General features: G+C 63.2%; 11 protein-coding genes. 5 read left to right on the forward strand and 6 right to left on the reverse strand.

Translation table 11 applies throughout. The annotated features are described in order from the left end of the window. Positions 1-1,040: 1,040 nt before the first annotated feature. Together MKL20_RS24625 and MKL20_RS24630 are read left to right on the forward strand one after the other, a co-directional pair. On the forward strand, positions 1,041-2,333 hold the full coding sequence (locus MKL20_RS24625; protein ID WP_244038872.1) for a hypothetical protein: 1,293 nt from the start codon (positions 1,041-1,043) through the stop codon (positions 2,331-2,333). 560 nt (positions 2,334-2,893) lie between these two features. Beyond that, positions 2,894-5,056, forward strand: a complete 2,163-nt coding sequence (locus tag MKL20_RS24630) for a molybdopterin-dependent oxidoreductase (protein ID WP_244038873.1) — start codon at positions 2,894-2,896, stop codon at positions 5,054-5,056. Positions 5,057-5,277: 221 nt separating this feature from the next. Here MKL20_RS24630 and MKL20_RS24635 read toward each other — a convergent pair whose 3' ends face one another. From MKL20_RS24635 to MKL20_RS24655, 5 genes are all read right to left on the reverse strand, one after another. Further along, the gene (locus MKL20_RS24635; RefSeq protein ID WP_244038874.1) at positions 5,278-6,360 is read right to left on the reverse strand and encodes a catalase family protein; all 1,083 of its coding nucleotides are present in this window, start codon (positions 6,358-6,360) and stop codon (positions 5,278-5,280) included. Between the two features lie 327 nt (positions 6,361-6,687). Then, positions 6,688-7,476, reverse strand: a complete 789-nt coding sequence (locus MKL20_RS24640) for an alpha/beta fold hydrolase (RefSeq protein WP_244038875.1) — start codon at positions 7,474-7,476, stop codon at positions 6,688-6,690. A gap of 275 nt (positions 7,477-7,751) precedes the next feature. Next, entirely contained in the window at positions 7,752-8,675 is a 924-nt protein-coding gene (locus MKL20_RS24645) for a molybdopterin-dependent oxidoreductase (RefSeq protein WP_244038876.1), read from the reverse strand. After that, positions 8,672-9,553: a cytochrome b/b6 domain-containing protein gene (locus MKL20_RS24650; RefSeq protein WP_409568195.1), complete on the reverse strand. Its 882-nt coding sequence runs from the start codon at positions 9,551-9,553 to the stop codon at positions 8,672-8,674. Before MKL20_RS24650 ends, MKL20_RS24645 begins: the two co-directional genes overlap by 4 nt. Before the next feature lie 71 nt (positions 9,554-9,624). Further along, a complete protein-coding gene (locus MKL20_RS24655; RefSeq protein WP_244038877.1) occupies positions 9,625-9,858 on the reverse strand; it encodes a hypothetical protein in 234 nt (77 codons plus the stop codon). 1,303 nt (positions 9,859-11,161) lie between these two features. Here MKL20_RS24655 and MKL20_RS24660 point away from each other — a divergent pair. Genes MKL20_RS24660 through MKL20_RS24670 form a run of 3 tightly spaced genes read left to right on the forward strand, consistent with a single transcriptional unit; the run spans position 11,162 to position 16,766 of the window. After that, the gene (locus MKL20_RS24660; protein WP_244038878.1) at positions 11,162-12,334 is read left to right on the forward strand and encodes an RsmD family RNA methyltransferase; all 1,173 of its coding nucleotides are present in this window, start codon (positions 11,162-11,164) and stop codon (positions 12,332-12,334) included. Beyond that, the gene (locus tag MKL20_RS24665; protein WP_244038879.1) at positions 12,331-14,922 is read left to right on the forward strand and encodes a sensor histidine kinase; all 2,592 of its coding nucleotides are present in this window, start codon (positions 12,331-12,333) and stop codon (positions 14,920-14,922) included. The genes MKL20_RS24660 and MKL20_RS24665 overlap by 4 nt, the downstream gene beginning before the upstream one ends. Before the next feature lie 47 nt (positions 14,923-14,969). After that, complete coding sequence (locus tag MKL20_RS24670; RefSeq protein WP_244038880.1) at positions 14,970-16,766, forward strand: hypothetical protein; 1,797 nt, start codon at positions 14,970-14,972, stop codon at positions 16,764-16,766. A gap of 122 nt (positions 16,767-16,888) precedes the next feature. On the opposite strand, the gene MKL20_RS24675 is transcribed toward MKL20_RS24670, so the two are convergent. Continuing rightward, positions 16,889-17,812, reverse strand: coding sequence for a phage exclusion protein Lit family protein (locus MKL20_RS24675; protein WP_244038881.1), 924 nt, complete (start codon positions 17,810-17,812; stop codon positions 16,889-16,891). Positions 17,813-18,081 lie beyond the last annotated feature (269 nt).

The raw sequence follows: 18,081 nt of genomic DNA on the forward strand, positions 1-18,081 counted from the left end.
TTGATCGAGCATTCCACGCCCTCCCGTCGCGCGGAGATTGCGAATGCAGGGTTAAGGACGCGTAAATCCGGCCGGGATTTGCGTTATCGGGCGTATCGACGGCTCGTCCTGGTGCCGGAGCTCGGGCCCGGGGCGTGCAAAGATGAGTTGCTGCGCCGGGCTCGCTAGATGTTCGGTCCCACCAATCCGGTCGGCTAGAATAGTGGTTCGCACATTGGCGGCCGACGCATCCAGGGACTACGGGGCCCGAGGAAGCAGAGAGGGTTCGTGCACGACGGCCTCGCGGGGTCGATCGCGACGTTCGGCGCTCGAAGTTGCTGCATCATGGCTACCGGCACGCGCTACGCAACCATGTGCCAGCTGCTACGCCGGAGAGGCCGGTTCGGCAGCGGATGGGTCTGCTGTTCCCCTCCCGCCGCGTCGGCGTTCGGCTCGCTGTATCGGATCCACCGGCGGGAGCCGCCGCGCGTGGACGAGGCGGTCTCGCATTTATCCCAGGCTGGCGGAAGGGGTGGGACAATCGCCCGCAACTTCTCGAACCAACGAAATCAATGACTTGGAACAAGCGCCTGATGTTGCGGTGTAGCACCCAGGTGTAGCAGAAAACAACACCCTGCCAATCGATGATCAGCTAATCAGCCCGGTGAATCCGCTTGAAGCAGCTGTGACATTGGGGGAGGGTTCGGAATTCGAACTTATGGATTCGATGCCACGTCGACAGGGCTGTCCTCACCCCGGTATCAAGACGCCGCTACACATCCGCAGCCCTGATTGACGACCATCGACAAGCTAATAAGCATTTCCCCGTGCGCATGCTGCTCGGTGGCCACGATACGCGAGGCTCCGCAAGCCGCGTACGAAGGTGCTGATTTGCCTAGTGCTTCTACAGAAGCCCAGTGATATCGCTTTTTCTGATGCGAAAGCCCTCGAAGACGCCCCTACGCCATCGCGAACGCGTAACAGGACTCCGAACCTTTTCCCCCAGTGAAACCGGTTTCACCAGCCAGAACGCCCAGCTCGATCCCCTTTGGATAGACCGTGTGCGTTTAGATGTGCCGACCATCGCAATTCGCCGCACAGTGGGTGATCTTTATGAATACCTCCAAGATCGAAAAGAGATTGGATCATTTCGGTTTGGACTAACACCGACCGGTATGCACACAATTACGTTCCAGCCAAAGGAATGGCTCTTCAGCGCAAAGCTATCTTTCTGGCGGGTCCGGCCGGAAACGGATGGTACAAAACAGCGTGGCCCGCATCGGCTCCATGCCTACCGCGGTAACGCCGAGGTGATCCTCAATCCAACGCGTCTATTTGCTCATTTGGCTGCCGAGGTGTCAGCTGGAAGAGTACCCACGCTTACGTCCTATGAACTGCAAGCGTGGCCCGATCGCACCCACACGCTGCGGGAGCAAACCCTAGACGGGTCAGACAATGTCATCCCGGAAAATCTCATTGCGGCAGCCATTCGCTTAAATTGGCCGCAATTCGTTCAGGACTACGCTGACGGAGTTACTCGGTGTTTGGAAGAGAAAATCGGCCTTGTTCACGATGTCGGTGGCGATTGGGAAACCGCACCAGATAAAGACGAGTCGCTGTTGGTTATGCCAGCGGCCGCAACCTGGAGCCTCCGGCAAGTCGAGCATTATCAAGAGTACAAAACCGTCAATGCGATCGAGGTCGTTCGACGCGTTGAGCCCTACGCTCTAAGCTTGAGCCGGAGCATCCGAGTTCGACAATACCAAAATTACGTGCGTACCGAAACTATGCGTCAGGACAACGCCCGATCCCTTTCAATGAGCTTAGATCGCCAAGGTGCGTACCTGGTCCTTTACGCTAAGACACTCGATCGCGTGCGCGTCGAGGTCCGGTTCCAAAAAGAGCCCGCTGCTATTTCAGGCCTGCAGTCTACAGGGTACGCCAGACGCCCAAATGGGATGGCCGAACTACTCAGCGGGACTTCCGCAGAGGCGGCGAAACGTTTGGCACGATGGGTGGCAGAGTTTCAGGAATGTATCCCGCGGGGAGCACCGGCTCATAAGCTTGTCATGCTTATTGATCACTTATCAGCCGTGTGTGGGAGTGGGCCCCTCCTTACCAAAGTATTGAGCATCCTGCTCGCTCACGGCGGGATCATCCCGACCGGACATGCCGACCTTGATCACCTAGTCCCTCAATTGATCAGACGGCGGCTGCTAATTCGGGTCCGATCGACCCAGACGCGCAATGTGGCTCATTACCGCCTACGCACCGACTTTGCTGGAATGATGCGTTCGATCAGGGATCTTGGCCAAGCAGGTCCGAGGCCGACGGAGAAACACTATCCGCCGTAATTTTATGGCGATCCGAACTTGGATGCCTGCTCAATCCTAGTCAAAATCAGGAGTTTTTTGGCGAAACCCTTTCCGGATCTTTCCGCATATATATAGCGGAAAGCCTTTTCACAGCTAGGGCCCATATGTTTGGTGCACGTTCGTTGAAATCCGCAAAGCTTCGGATTTTTAATCCGATCTGATCAACCCAGTGAAACCGGTTTCACTGAACCTCTACCGTCCGCAATGTCTCCAAACCGGAACAGCAGCTTGGGGTTGGGAGCGGCCCTTGGGTTTGCGCCTCGAAGCAGATGTTCCGCCACAGACCTCAACCGTTCGAGCCAATAGAAATCCTGGCGCCAGTCGCCCTGGGGCCGAAGTTACCTCGATGTCATGGCCCCGAACGCCGGCTGCAGCGACACACGCGCCGCGATAAATCGGTTGGCACTACGAACTTATGCCGGTTCGGCCCTCAACCCGAGACCTGAATTTGGAATTCTTCGCACTTAAGTGCATCCTGCCCAGGCACCGGGCCGGCTCGTCATGAACAATAAGACGAGACGATCGGCCGTGGAGGAACCATGAACGAGATCGTCAAGCCCGACTCCCTGCTCGTCGCTCAGGCCGAGAGCCTGACCGAGACCTTCTTCGGCGGTTGCCCGCATGATTGCCCGGACACGTGCTCGATGCTGTTCGAGGTCAAGGACGGGGAGTTGCTGAGCGTCCGCGGCAACCCGGACCACCCGATGACCCGCGGTGGCCTCTGCGTGAAGCTGAAGGATTACGAGAAGCGCCACTACCACCCGGACCGGCTGCTCTACCCAATGAAGCGGGTCGGCCCGAAAGGCTCCAAGCAGTTCGAGCGGATCACCTGGGACGAGGCGCTCGACACCATCGTGACGCGCTGGAAAGCGATCATCGACCAGTACGGGCCCGAGGCCATCGCGCCCTACAGCTACCTCGGCAACCAGGGCCTCGTGCACGGGCTGAACGGCGGCGACGCCTTCTTCAACCGCATGGGCGCCACCGTGACCGAGCGCACCTTCTGCGGCGAGGGCTCGTGCACGGCCTGGCTCCTCACGGTCGGCCCGACGGCCGGGCTCGATCCAGACAGCTACATCCACTCCAAGTACATCGTGATCTGGGCTTGCAACTCGGTCAGCACGAACCTGCACCACTGGGCCATCGTCAAGGACGCTCAGAGACAAGGCGCCAAGGTCGTCGTCATCGACACCTACGCTTCGCGCACGGCCAAGGCCGCTGACTGGCACATCGCACCGAAGCCCGGCACGGACGGCGCGCTTGCCATGGCGCTCATCAACTCAATCATCGAGCAGGGCCTCGTCGACCAGGACTATGTCGATAACTACACGGTCGGCTTCGAAGAACTGAAGGAGCGGGCCGCTCCGCGTACGCCGGAGTGGGCCGCCGAGATCACCGGCGTCCCGGCCGAGGACATCCGCAAGCTCGCCCGCGAGATGGCGACCGAGCAGCCGGTCGGCATCCGCATGGGCGTGGCGCTGGAGCGTCATTACGGCGGCGGCCAGACCATCCGGGCGGTGTCGTCCATCCCGGCCCTGACGGGTGCCTGGCGCCACGTCGGCGGCGGCGTCACGCAATTCGGCGTCTGGGAGCATCCCTACAAGTTCGACGTGATGTGCCGGCCCGACCTGATCCCGGAGGGGACCCGCGTCATCAGCAACCTTCAGATCGGACGCGCGCTCACCGGCGAGCTGAAGCTCGACCCGCCGATCATGTCGATGATGTGCTGGAACTCGAACCCCGTCACGCAGGCGCCCGAGACCGACAAGATCGTCGCCGGGCTGATGCGCGAGGACCTGTTCATGGTCTCGGCCGAGCACTTCATCTCCGACACGTCATCCTATGCCGACATCGTGCTTCCCGCCACGATGGGCGCGGAGATGGAGGACATGATCCTGTCCTGGGGCCACCTCTACCTGACCTACAACACCAAATGCGCGGATGCGCCCGGCGAGGCCGTCCCGAACAACGAGATCTTCCGCCAGCTCGCCGCCCGGCTCGGCTTCGAGGAAGAGAACTTCAAGTGGACCGACACGGAGTGCCTGGAGCACTACGTCGATTGGAACGCCCCGGCCTGCGAGGGCATCGACCTCCAGTACATGCGCGAGCACGGCTTCGCCCGCCTCAAGGTCGGCACGCCGGACGACCGCGCCCCGCACCGGGAGGGCAACTTCCCAACGCCGACCGGCAAGTGCATGTTCATGGTCGAAGGCGCCACGAACTTCGTCGCCCCGCCGTTCCGGCAGATGTACGAGGGCTTCCAGCCCGGCGAGGCACTTGATCCGCTGCCCGACTACCTCGGCCCGCGCGAGTCCCACACCAACAACCCAGAACTTGCCAAGCGCTTCCCGCTCAACATCGTCTCGCCCAAGAGCCACTACTTCCTGAACTCCTGCTACGCGAACATGGAGGACAAGCAGAAGGGCCAGGGCAAGCAGTTCGTGATGATCTGTCAGGCCGACGCCGATGTGCGCGGCATCCGGGATGGCGACCGGGTGCAGGTCGCCAACGACCGCGGCGCCTTCAAGGGCGTGGCGCGCATCACCGAGGACGTGAAGGCCGGCATCGTGGTCGCGACGCTAGGCTACTGGCGCCAGCTCAACGAGGGCACGGTCAACAGCATCTCGTCGGGGGCCTTCACCGACATGGGCCATGCCCCGTCGTTCTCGGACAACCTCGTCGAGGTCGCCCGGGCGAACTAGGCTCATGCACTATCGGCTGGGAGGCAAATTGATAACAAGCGCAAGCGCCCTGCGGGGCGCTTGTTTTCCGTTGGGTGGCCTATTCATGGTCCTCGCCGACAGCGAAACTACGAAGCACAAATAGTCGTCGATAGCTTTGCATGTTCGGTATCCGGCGATCGAGTTTGCTGCTCACTCTTTGCGGACGTTCGGAGCGGGTACCGAGCATTAGACTTTTACAGCTAGGCCGGTACGTGACCGATACTTGCCGTATCCTCCGATGCAACGCCATTCTTGCGGTGGCGAAAGTCGCTTAACGCCCGGTAGACCTGAAGGCGCGCCCGCATCACGGAACCGAGTGGCCGGTGAGCCGCGAGGCTGTGGGCCGGGCGGAAGGTCATCACCTCGTCGAAGTAGCGCACGCGGCCCGGCGCATAGGCTTCCTGGCGCGGCAGGCGCAGCGTCGCGACGGTGCGGTAAGGGCTGATCGAGACCGGCCAGTCAACCGAGGCGTCCTCGATGGGCTGCTGCTCAGCATCGGCCCAAAGCTGGGCCTTCAGCTCGAACATCACCTCGTGGTCTTGGAAGAATGCCACCGTCGCGTGGCGGAAGCCGTCCTCGTCCTGGTGCGGGTCGAGACGCCATTCGGATAAGGCGCGCTGGCTTTCCGTCGACGGCACGACGCCGAGCTTGGCAACGTAATCGCCGAAGCGGACCGGCGCCTGGCTGAAGTAGCTGTCGGCGAGGGGGTGGCTGTAGGGATGGCCGAAGAAGTCGGCGAGGGCGCTCTCCGTCCCGAAGGCGTGCAGTGCCCGGTTGAGGTTGCGCATGGTCGACGAGACCACACTCTTGACCCCTTCCGGCAATCCCGTGGACTTGCCGATGACGGTGCCGTCCCGCAGGAAGCCGGCCGCCGTCCCCGACGGAAAGGTGGTACCCGTCGCGAGGACGAAGTCCTGGGTGTCGACGGCGTGGCCGGGCAGCTTCTCGCCGGGGACGTCGAACACCTTGATGGACATGCCGCGGTGGGTGGAGACCCGATCGCCCAGGGTCTCGCCCGGACCCTGGGCGAAGCGCACCGCCACGGGGTGGGTGCCGGGGCTGGCGAAGAGCCCTTGCGCCAGTTCGGGCGGCAGGCCGGCGGCGATCGTCAACTCGCCGGTGACGCAGGCCGAGCTCTTGGCGTGGCTGGCGCGCACGGCATGGTGCTCGCGTGCCTCGACGGTCTCCGATTGCTGCGTCATGCCGTTGATGATGCCGTCGATGGTCTCCTGCTCGTCCGCGGCGGGCTTCTCGATGTCGGGTGCGTATCGAAGGTAGGTCATGATCTTCCTCACGGTGATCGGGGAACTGAAGCGGACCGCGGCCGGAAAGAGCGCAGCGTGTTCGAGGTTCGAAGTATCGAATCGCAAAACGGCATCCCCTTCCGAAAACCGAGGGGGCCGGGGGCCGTTCCCGACCAAGGACGGCTTCGCGTCCGTCGAAAGTCTGCTTGGGTTCGGCTGCGCTATGAGTTGACTAACAAGCGCTGCTTCGTTTTCGCAGCAATAGAAGACCGGACCATGGACCGGCTCCAGGGCGGAGGCGGCAAGCTCGGCCGAGATGCTCGACGACCCGTGGACGACCGTGGGCTCGGGTGTGCACAAGCCATTTCAAGGCGCATCCTTCCCAACCGTTTCAAGGATTACACGCGCCGTTTCGGCAGGCTGATCCCAATGCGGGAAGTGGCCGCAGCGCTCGAACCAGTGCAGATGGGCTGACGGGAAGGCGACCCGGGCGCGTGCAGCCTGACGCGGCAGCAGCAGGTGGTCTTGGCGGCCCCAGCCTATGGTGACGAGGCCGGGGGTCTTTGCGGAACCCTGCTGCAACGGCCCGCGTGCCAGCTCACGCAGCATCGCATCGAACACCGGTGTGGCCGCCAGGCTCTGCAACTCCCCTGCGACAAGCTGCGGTGGCAGCACCCACGGACGGGCCGACAGTTGGGTTAGCAGCAGCGTACGGGTGACGGCGTGGCGCGACAGGCCGGGATGGAAGGGCCGTAGCAACCGAACCAGGCGTATCGATGCCGCGAGCGTCCAGTGTAACCAACGCGTTTCCCACCCGCGCCAGAAACCGCCGGGATCAAGCGCCACGCAGTGCCGACCGATGCCCCGCCGCGCCAGTTCTAGAACCAGCCGCCCCCCCACCGAACTGCCGACAAGGTCCGCTGTCGTCAGGCCTTGCGACTGCACGAAGCCGGCAAGGGCGTCCGCAAAGGCCTCCACCGTCTGCCGGCCCGCGAGCGGGGCCGATCTGCCATGCCCCGGCAGGTCGACTAAGATCAGTTCGCGCGATCCGCGCAATGCGGTCAAGAGCGGATCCCAGGTGCGGAGATTGGCTCCCAGTCCATGGACCATCAGTAGCGGCCGGCCCGTGCCGAGGCGTTCGGAATGTAGGAACATGATGGCATTGTCCTTCAATGTTCGCGCTGCAGTCCGAACATTGGTCGGTCGCAGATTTCGTCAGGCCGTGAGTGCCAATTAGGTCCGCGGGCCCCTCGTATCGGACGCTTCGAGGCCGCGTCGCCGGTCTGATAGCCAGCTACGCGGCGCGGGGCCGACCGTACTTTGCAGTTTTGCAAGCGCCGGATGTCACCGGGAAGACCCTACCGGAGTTCGCCACGAGAGAGCTGCGCTTCCAATGCTCGCGGAGACGTAGACGTCACGTCCGCGCCAACTCAGATGCCGGCGTACCAAGCGTAGCCCTGGTCCTCCCAGTAGCCGCCCTTGCCTTCGCCGAGGTGGGCGAAGCTCTCGACCACCTCGATGCGCATCACGTACTTCGCCTGCTTGTAGCCGAGGTTGCGTTCCACGCGCAGGCGCAGCGGGGCGCCATTCGAGACCGGAAGCGCTTGCCCGTTCATGTCGTAGGCGAGGATCGTCTGCGGGTGGAACGCGTCGACGAGGTCGATGCTCTCGTAGTACCGGACCGGCGATCCGCCGCTGACCGCGGTGTCCTCCGACGCCTGTTGGCCGCCAGCATCCTTCCTGCTCTCCCCGCTGCCCGATTGCTTGGTCATGCTCGGGTTGGCATTGCCGGCGGGGGCCTCGTCGGTCTCCTCACCCTCTCCCCCGCCTTCGAGTGCATTGCCCTGGTCCATGGTGTCGGCGCAGTGGAACACCACGTAGCGCCCCTCGGGCTTGAGCTTGGCCCGGGACAGGAGGTCAGCGAGCGGTACCCCAGTCCACTTACCGATGGCGCTCCAGCCCTCGACGCAGTCGTGCCGGGTGACCTGGGTGCGGGCGGGAAGTTTGCGGAGGTCCGCCAGGGACAGCTTGAAGGGCGCCTCTACGAGGCCATCGACCTCCAGGTGGTACTTGGCGAACTTGGCCTTCGCGAGGGCCTTGTAGGCCTTGTCCGGCGGGTCCTCGGTGCCGTTCGGCTTGAACCACGGCGAGATGTCCGCCTCGGCATATTCTGGGGCTAGAGTCCGGTCGGTGAGGAGCAGGCGCTGGACGAACAGGTTGGCGTCCTCGCCGGTCTGAAGGGTACGCTTGAACCACTCGGCGTTACCGAGGCGGTCGCACCCGCCGAGCATGGCCGCCGCGGCCATGGCGGAAGCCCCCGTCAGGAGGGCGCGTCGGCTGGGAAGGCGGCTCATGCGCGGGTCTCCCCAGTGACGGGTGCCGCCTCGATCTTGCGCTCGATCACGAACCAGCCGGTGAGCATGCCGCGCATGTTGTTCCAGAAGCCCGAGAGCAGGACGAGGGCGACGTGAACGATCACGAACAGGACCAGCAGGGCCGCCACGACGAAGTGGACCGTGCGGGCCGACTGGCGCCCGTCGAACAGTGTCAACAGAAACGGGAAGGCCGCGTCCATCGCCGGGGACATCGCGAGGCCGGCCAGGACCTGCACCGGCAGGAGCACGAACAGCACGACGAGGTAGGTCAGCTTCTGGATGACGTTGTAGCGCTTGGCCTCGTCGCCTTGCGGGAAGCGCAGCGTCAGGTGCTCCCACACCGACGTACCGAAGTGCCGGATCTGGTCGCGCGATGGGATCACGCGGAACCGGAGCTGCCCGCTGACCAACCCATAGAGCACGTAGGCGAGGCCGTTCAGGACGAAGGCCCAGGCGAAGAAAAAGTGCCAGGACCGGCCGCCGGTGAGGTCTTGGTCGCTCGGCAGGGTCGACCAGGCCGGAAAGCCGCGGTCGGCGGCCTCGCCGTTGGAGCCGACCGAGGAGCCGAGCCAACCCGTTGTATCGAAGCCGTGTCCGAATACCGTCGTCACACCCTTGGGCGGGTCATCCTCGGTGGAGGACATCGCCATCAGTGGCGTGTCGAAGGTCGAGACCTTGCCCCAGTACAAGGCCGGGTGGGCGTTGAAGATCTGTAATCCGCTCATCAGCAGGACCAGGAGGCAGACCGCGTTGACCCAATGGGTGAGGCGGATCACGACGGGATGCCGGAACATCCATCGGCGGCGTTCGACCTCGCCCGTGTCGGGCGCGGAGCGCGTCAGGTAGGTGCGAGGCAAACGGTCGTCCTCGGAATGTCGGTCGTCCAGGGCGGAGGCCCCCGTAACGGAGCCTCCGGAAGCGTCGCCGATCACATGCCGCGGTTCATCATCCGCTTCTTCATCATGCGGCGCTTCATCATCTGCTTACGCATCATGCGCTTCTTCATCATCATCCGGTCGCTCTGCATCATCCGGACCTGGGTGACGCCGCTCTCGGACTGGAGGCCGTTGACGGACATCGGGGCGGCGGAGGCCGAACCGGTCGCGAGTGCGATGCCGCCAAGGGCGGTCAATGCGGAGAGGGCGAGTGTGAACTTCTTCATGCAAGATTTCCTGGAGTGCTGAATGCCATATTCAACCTTCGTCACAACAGAAATTTTTCGGCATTGTTCCAATATATAAAATCTTGTCAATTGATGGTTATTTGCCTTTCGGCCAAGCGGTAGCGTGTACCGAAGCAGAGCCTTCGGCACGAACATTCTTGGGTCGTCTGTAGGCGGTACGACATCCGCTGATTTTAAGTTTCAGATTTTAACACCGGCGGTCAGGATGCCGCGCATGACTGCCCGAGCCATTGCAAGCAGCTCCGCCGGGTTTACTGCCCGGCTCGCAACCCCGAGGTGAACGGCGACGAAGCGGCGCCGAACGCGTCAAGAACCTTCGGCGCCCCCGCTTTCGACCGCATCGTCAGGGCCGTCCTCTTCGCCCTGGGCAGGGCCGCCCTGGACGAGGCCGAGCGCGAGGCCCAGTGGAGGCGGCAGCGCGACAGCCTGCGCCCCGTCGAGATCCCCGCCCTGAGGTCGGTACACGGTGGCGACTTCGACGGCATGGACCCCAGCGATCCGGAAAGATTTCGAGGCGCACCGAGGGATCGGATCGATTGCATGGAAAGGCATCGAAACCGAGCGAGGCCCCTTGTCGACCGGGCCTCGTCGCTCGTTGAAAGCGACTGCCCCCCATGCCACAGGATGCCATGTCCAGTCCGCCCACCCGCAGCGCCGCCTCCAACGAGATGCCCGACGCCCGGGACCAGGCGAACGCCGCCGACGGGACGGGCGCACGCCGTGCCGGATACCGGGGGGCGACCCCGTGAGCAATCATCCCGCCTTGGTGGGTTATCCGGTCCGGCTCAGATCGAGCGTAGGCGACGCGAACGCGTCCGTGCGGCCGATCTGGTCGGACGTAGGCGGATCGAGGCGACCCACGCCTCGCCACGGCAATCTCCAAAGCTCGCATGACGGGAAAGCCAACAGCGCATGGTAGCCGCTCTTGGCTGCCATGCGCCTGCTCCTACAGTGCAGCGCATCCCGCGCGGCGGACCTACTCGATCGCTGGGTCCGCCGCCGTCGAAACAGCGTGCATAGTGGGAATAGGAGCCTTTTCCACCATGTCGATGGCGCGAATGACCTGGCTATTTTCATCTTGGCCGTTCATCATGGATTCGCACAAGCGAGGGGCTGCAAGCGTCCCGACCGTCCAGAAAGAACCCGGAACGTGACGACCTCGCTCGGACAACGACTTCGCGACCTTGAGGCCTCGCCACCAATATCGTGGGGGCAGACGGGAGCGAACGCGCGCCCGAACCTGCATGGCTTGCTTCGCTACCCCGCCATGATGGTCCCTCGGATGCAGGGCGACATCATTGATGCGATCCTAGGCTCGACAGGACCTGATTGCCGGGTCGTAGATCCCTTTGTCGGCTCCGGCACAGTCATGACCGAAGCGCTCCTGCGCGGCCTCGATTTCACCGGCGTGGACATCAATCCCCTCGCGGTCCTGGTCTGCGAGGCGAAGGCGGCGATCGACGACGGCGCGAACGTCGAGGGCGCGGCCCAGACCATCCTGCTGGCCATCCGCGCGGACGATGCGTTCAGCGTCGACGTGGCGTTCCCAGGCCTTTCGAAGTGGTTCGACGAGCCCGCCGCCGTAAGGTTGTCCCGCATCCGCCGCGCGATCATGTCCGTCGAAGATCAGCCATCGCGAAAGGTCATGTGGACCGCGTTCGCCGAGACGATCCGCGTGTGCTCGAACAGCCGTACCAGCACCTACAAGCTCCATCTTCGAAGCCCCCACGATCGCGTCGACGCCGACCGCATCACCTCGGTGTTCGAGGCGAACCTCTGCCAGACGCTCCAGAGGATCGGCGCGTATCGCACGCTTATCGCCGATCGCGCCCGGCGAAGCCCGGACATCCAACTCATCTGCGACGACGTCCGAAGGGCATCCGTTGGCCGGCCCGGCTCAGTGCACCAGATCCTGGTGACCTCGCCACCTTACGGCGATAACGGCACCACGATCCCCTACGGCCAATTCTCCTACCTCGCCATACGCTGGATACCGGCGTGCGACCTCCACGCCCGAGCCAAGCCGCTGACCGCGAGCACTCACAGCCTGGATACCGCCAGTCTCGGAGGCTCCCTGAAGGAGGCGAGATCCAAGGCCGACAAGGTGAAGGGGATCTCGCCGAGCCTCGACGCCTTCATCGAGGCCGCCGACGCGGATGGGCGTGGGTCACGGATCCGTAAGGTCGCCAACTTCATGGCCGACTTCCTAGAAGCCCTCAGGCATCTGAGGGAAACCTCCCCTGGCAGCGCCCATTGGGTCCTTACCACCGGAAACAGGACCGCCGCCGGCCTGCTCGTTCCGTTCGATGCGATCTGTAACGAGATGGCGTGCTATCTCGGTGGCAAATCGGTAGCCTCGCTGCATCGGCGAGTGCCGGGTAAGCGTATGCCATCGAGGAATAATATGGGCGCAATGATCACGTCGGAGACGACCACCGTCGTCGAGTTCGCTTGAGCGAGGAAGAGCCCTCCCCAGCGCTCCGTATCGGTGCGCACGTCCTAATCCAGCTCGGCAGCGAACTTGTCACCGACGTCGAGCAAGCCATCCTCGAATGCGTGAAGAACGCCTACGACGCGGACTCCCCGAGTTGCAGGATCGAGGTCTCCACGACCGAGGTCGGCGTGAGGGTCGAGCCGGGGTCCTCGGATGCGTTGGGACGTTTCCGCAGGAATGCCAAGAACGTTCGCGTCGAGATCCGGGACGCGGGAGGCGATCCTGTTGCCGAGGATGCCGTGCTCGCATCCGGAACAGCGATCACGCGACACCTCAGGTATACCGGACGCGTCACCATCGAGGATAGTGGCGAAGGCCTGACACGTGCGCAGCTTCGATCCTCATGGCTCGTCATCAGCGGATCCGTCAAGCGTGTCACGGAGGGACCGAAACCCAAGACCGTCAAGCTCCGCACTCCTCTCGGCGACAAGGGTCTCGGTCGGCTGGGATCGATGAAGCTAGGCGACATCCTCTTGATCGAGACGGCCACCTCGAAGGACGGACCGCTTGAGGTAGCGCAATTCAGGTGGGCGGATTGCGAGACGGCCCGGACCGTCGACCAGATCCCAGTCATGATGACCACCGAACCGAACCCAGGAATGTTCAAGGGCACCCGGGTGTCGGTGCTAGGGCTTCACAACCTGAAGGAGTGGACCGAGGGGAATCGCGCCACCCAGATCACACGCGGCCTGGCACGCCTCATCTCCCCGTTTGAGGCCAAGGCGACGTTCAGGGTGACGCTCGGGATCAACGGCCCGGAGCAATCCCTCACCACCGTGACCGATGACGTGCTGAATAAGGCCATCGCGCAATTCACGTTCGACTGGATCAGGGACAAGGATACGGGCGTCCTGCGGTTGGTTTCAACGGCGAAGTTCAGGAGGCGGCTGTTCGCGCCAACCCGAAAAGGCAAGATGAAGGACAAGTCTGCGGAGGCGTTTCTTCCTGACAATGGCAAAGCATTCTCGGAGTTTCTTCTGAAATACCCAAGAATGAAACAGTATGATACCGTATCCTTCCCTCAGGACGGCTCCTGGTTTGCCGTCCTAACGAACACCACGCCATGGGTCGAACTGATTGTCGCGAAGGATGAGCCCGTTGAGGATCCGGGGCCTTTCGAAGGCGCCTTCTATTATTACCACCTGGAAACCTCTGGATCCGAGGACCTGCAATCGCAATCGATAATGCCCCTCGACAGGGAGCTCATCCGGGAAATGGCCGGCGTGACGATCCTGAGGGACGGGTTTCGGGTGCGCTCGCAAGGCGACTGGCTCGGTCTCGCGGAGGGTATGACCTCCGGCAGCACATACCAGATGAGGGTCAACAACACCGTCGGCTATTTCAACCTGACGGGCGAGCACAACTACCGCTTGACGGAAAAATCGGACCGCGAGGGGTTCGTCGAGAACGCCGCGTTTCGCGGTTTTATGCAAGTTGCATTGCGGTGCCGCATCTTCGCCAACGAAGCGCTTGAGAACGTCAGGCGCGGCTTCGACGATCATCACCGCAACGAAATCAGGAACAGTGTCAAGAAAGGACCGATCACGGCCGAGGCGTCGCTCGACTTGATGGAGCGCGGCAGGCGAACCGCCGAGGATGCGAAGGTGCTGGCGGAAACCGCTGCCGACTTCCTGTCGGACGAGATCGCCGAGCTGGAAAAGCAATCGGCGGCGGAGGACCGGTCCGACCTGACGGCGAAGGCCCTGCGAGTGGCGAGGGATGCCTACGTCGCGTTCCGGGACGTAGAAAGCCGTCTCAAGCCCGACGAGGACTCCCATGCCGCCCTGCGGATCCTTCAGCTACAGCTCGACGAGAACAAGGACCGGATTTCGTCGCTGTTCGAGGCTGCGGCCGTCGGTATGAGTGCCCGCGGCCTCGCCCACGAGCTTCGGACACACCTCACGGAGATCCAGCAACGGGTAGTCCTTCTGGAGAAGTCCGCGAAGTCGTCCGGCATCGACGCGACCCTCCTCCCGAACCTCCGTGCCATCCGCGGCGCCTGCACCGAGATCAGGAAGGCGGCAGCGTTGATCGATCCGATGATGCCCAGGGTTAGGGCCGCCAAGGAAACATTCTCCCTGGAAACCTTCGTCACCGAGTACCTGTCCAACAGGGCCGCCACGTTCGAGCGGGCCGGTATCCGCACCGAGGTGACCACTCGGCAAGGCCCGACGATCCGCACCAACAGGAGCCGCCTTTTGCAGGTTCTCGACAACCTCGTCCGGAATTCGACCTACTGGCTCTCGCGAGGGGAGGCCGAGGCAGGCATCGTCCGGGAAAAGGTCGTAGCCGTCGAGATCGGACCCACCGGCTTCATCGTGTCCGACACGGGACCCGGGGTAGCGCCCCGGTACGAGGACTCGTTGTTCGAGATCTTCGTGACGGGCAAGACCGACGGCGCCACGGGCCAGGGCCTTGGGCTCTTCATCGCTCAGAACCTTCTTCAGGCTGAGGGCTGCGACATCGTCCTTCTTCCCGACCGGAACCCAGAGGGCCGCCTGTACCGGTTCGGCGTCAACCTCAGTCCCGTCATCGTCGAGGGTCGTTAACCGTGTTGGATGTCAGGGCCGTTCTCACCAGCCTCGGATCCAGCCGCGTGGTTTGGATCGACGACTATTTCAACGAGACGCCCGCCCGTCTCGCGGCGATGCTCCTCGACAATGTCGAGGTCACCCAGACGTGTGGGTTTCCCGAAGCCGAGCCCTTCGTGGAACTGCGCGACAACCTCCTGGAAGAAGCGAAAGTCGATCTGACCGAGATCCTCGACGGTGCCGGGGCTGAGAGGAACCGGCAAATCAAGGCCATCTTCTTCGACGCGCTGAGGAGCATGGGAGAGGCGGGCAAGGAACTCTCGTCGTCCACGATCGAGAAGGTCTGCGACCTGCTCGACGTCAAGGCGGCCGACCGGTGGGATTTCGGCCATGCCTTCGTCGAGATGAGGAAGCTTTGCGCAGCCGGCGACGCACACGTCAGCTATGTGGTCGACCTGAACAACGCGAGGGGTTCGAAGACCGAGGGCGTAGACATCCTCATCGCCCTCGCCGTGGCCGGCTCGAAGGGGACGGCCTTCATCCTCACCCACGACGTCACCGCGGCCGCCGAGGAGACCAAGGAGATCGAGCTTCGTGCGCTGATACAGGAAGGCGCTACGAACCCGAAGACCCTGGACATCCCGATCTGCGTCATCGCCAAGGAGCGGCTCGCCGACGAGACGACCGGGGTCGGACCCCAAGAGGCGTTGATGGTCGCCGTCAAGCGCGCCGGCCTGCGTCGGAGCGTTCACGAGGTCCTTTGGCATGCGCGGGACCATCTCGCCGATGCGTTCGAGCAGGCGGCTTCCGGATTGGTCGGTATTCCGGCCGATCAACTCGAATTCCATGTGGTCGATCGCGCCTTCAAGGAGGGTGCTTCGGAACTGCATGTCGTCGAGCGCGCCCTTACCGCCCACCTCTCCCGCAGCCTGCGCGTGCTGTTCGGAACGCAACCGGAAATCCAGGCGAGCGCGGAAAGGATGCGCTCTCTCCGCACCGTCCCCCTACCGCCGGGGGACTTGGCGCCCGATCCTCGGCTCGCGGATTTTCGAAAGGCCGAGGTCTGGGAATCCGACGACTTGATCAACGTCTCCCTGGCGCCCATCACCTGCGGCGATGTCTTCGAGATGGACCTTGAGGAACAGGTGACCAGGGCCTTCAAGAAGAAGTTCCTGCTCTTGGGGCAACCCTGCGACATTTCCTTGCGACCGGGCCAATCCCGGCAGCAGGATACGGGATATCTCGTCTTCCTTCAGGACATAACCGGGAAGCCGAAGACCAGGACGGACCCGAAGGCTCCGCGCCTTCCGTTCATCCTCGACGGCATCCAGTACGCCTGCGATTTCCGCACGGCGACCAATGTCAGGCTTTCCATCCTAGACCTCGCATCCTTCCGCCCGGACGGTCGTGTCCGCGTCGATGCGGGGCATGGACCGCCCAAGGGCATGCTCCAAGGGCAGAACGACGTCTACTCAGCGAGAACATCGGCAGCCGACGCCGCTCTCAAGACGCCCTGGCAGCGCCCTCCGGCAGGAAGGCAACCGGTGTCCCTCGATCCCGCGCTCCAACTCACGTTCTCTACGGGCGACAATTTCAAGCACGTCTTCAGGGGCGTCCGCGAGCCTGTAGCGACGGCGACGCCCGACGGCAGGACGGTAGCCGCACCGGATCGCGTGACATGGAGGCTGAGGCGGTGCGGGCGAATCAGGATGCCTTACGCGGCGGCCCTACTGGACGACTACGTGAGCGTGACCAGCCGGCAGGCCTTCGACCTGGATTACCTCGGGGGGGTCGGCGAGGGGTCCCCTGCGGATCCGGAACCGATCGAGGATCCCGATTTGGAGGAAGGCCTGGGCATCTAGACGGCGTCGCCCGTCACGCTTGTTTCCACGTGTCCGACCGCCGGCTGCCGCGATGATGCACCCATCCCCATGCCGAAGTAGAGCCGTGCGATGCCGAACCGCCCATCTCCGCGAGGCCTGTGTCATGCCGACCGGAAACCGTCGCACAGGTTATAGGCCAGTACCCGACAATCCGCTGGGCAGACCACCGGAGCGCCGAGGGTCCCCAGGTAGCGTGAGAAGGCCGTGAGCATCGACGCCACGCTCAGCCAGAACCAATCCGGCGTGGGGTCCGTCACCGCGTCGAGGACCGCCCGGAGGCGATCCCGGACCGAAGGGTGATCGGTCGAGTTATCCCAAAGGGGGCGGGGCGTCACCGCCAGGATCGTGAGTTGCGCGATGAGGATACCGAGGATCCGCTTGGCCCTGACCGATCCGTGTAGGTCAGGGTGATGCTGTCGCTCATAATCCTCGGCCCCGTCGAGCATCAGGCCGAGCGCCCAAGCATCGCAGGCGAGTTCTTCCTTCAGGATGTCATCCGGCGCATCGCCTGCGGCCTCGAACAGCGCATGCCGTATCTCATGCGCGAACACGTATGCACCGGCCATGCAAACGAGGTCGAAGGCAGCCTTTTCACCGGCGACGGGCAGCTTCAATCCAACCTCGGGAAATGGCACGTCCGCCGGCCAATCGAAATCGTTCAGGGAACGGACCTTGGAGAGTTTGCCGACCTCGCCGAGAACACCGTCGAAATCGGCATCCAGCCCGGCCTGAGTGGGGTCGGTGTTCCACGCGAGCGGATCGAACGCGCGATGGTTCTGCGAGGCATCCTTCAGCGGATCGCTATACGCCTCGATGGCCCGCCAAGCGGCGTAGCCGGTCAGCCATATCTGGCGAAGGGCGATTTCGTTGACCTGGATGGTGCCATAAAGTTGGTGGAGCAGAAACTTCTCCGCATCGAGCAGTCGGACCCTGTCGACCTGCTGTCCCCAAAGCGTCCGGAGTTCCGTCTCGCGTTCGGGTACCGCTCCACCGAACAGGGTGTCCACCGCTACAGATACATCCATTCCCACCTCCGTCGCCATCCGATGATGTACCGGTCGAAGAGGCTACCCGCAACGAACGGGATCATGGGACGACGTGGCACCGACCCGGCATGAATGCTCAATCGCGTTCATGGATCCGGAAGCAGCCCCCGGACCGTGGAGACGAAAATAGGGTCTATCTGTGCAGGGCGGTGTACGAGCGGACCCTAGGTCGAGCGAGGCAGGCGGCAGGTCGGAGCCCACCATTGAGCGTGGGTTCGTCGGAATGGCCGGGGGTGCGGCTCCGGCGT

Origin of the sequence: Methylobacterium sp. E-066 (genome assembly GCF_022829635.1) — a bacterium.
GTDB lineage: Bacteria > Pseudomonadota > Alphaproteobacteria > Rhizobiales > Beijerinckiaceae > Methylobacterium.

Excerpts from the sequence above, each read along its gene's own strand:
- MKL20_RS24630 (WP_244038873.1), top strand. The coding sequence starts at position 2,894 with ATGAACGAGATCGTCAAGCCCGACTCCCTGCTCGTCGCTCAGGCCGAG.
- MKL20_RS24635 (WP_244038874.1), bottom strand. The coding sequence starts at position 6,360 with ATGACCTACCTTCGATACGCACCCGACATCGAGAAGCCCGCCGCGGAC.
- MKL20_RS24640 (WP_244038875.1), bottom strand. The coding sequence starts at position 7,476 with ATGTTCCTACATTCCGAACGCCTCGGCACGGGCCGGCCGCTACTGATG.
- MKL20_RS24645 (WP_244038876.1), bottom strand. The coding sequence starts at position 8,675 with ATGAGCCGCCTTCCCAGCCGACGCGCCCTCCTGACGGGGGCTTCCGCC.
- MKL20_RS24655 (WP_244038877.1), bottom strand. The coding sequence starts at position 9,858 with ATGAAGAAGTTCACACTCGCCCTCTCCGCATTGACCGCCCTTGGCGGC.
- MKL20_RS24660 (WP_244038878.1), top strand. The coding sequence starts at position 11,162 with ATGCAGGGCGACATCATTGATGCGATCCTAGGCTCGACAGGACCTGAT.
- MKL20_RS24675 (WP_244038881.1), bottom strand. The coding sequence starts at position 17,812 with ATGGATGTATCTGTAGCGGTGGACACCCTGTTCGGTGGAGCGGTACCC.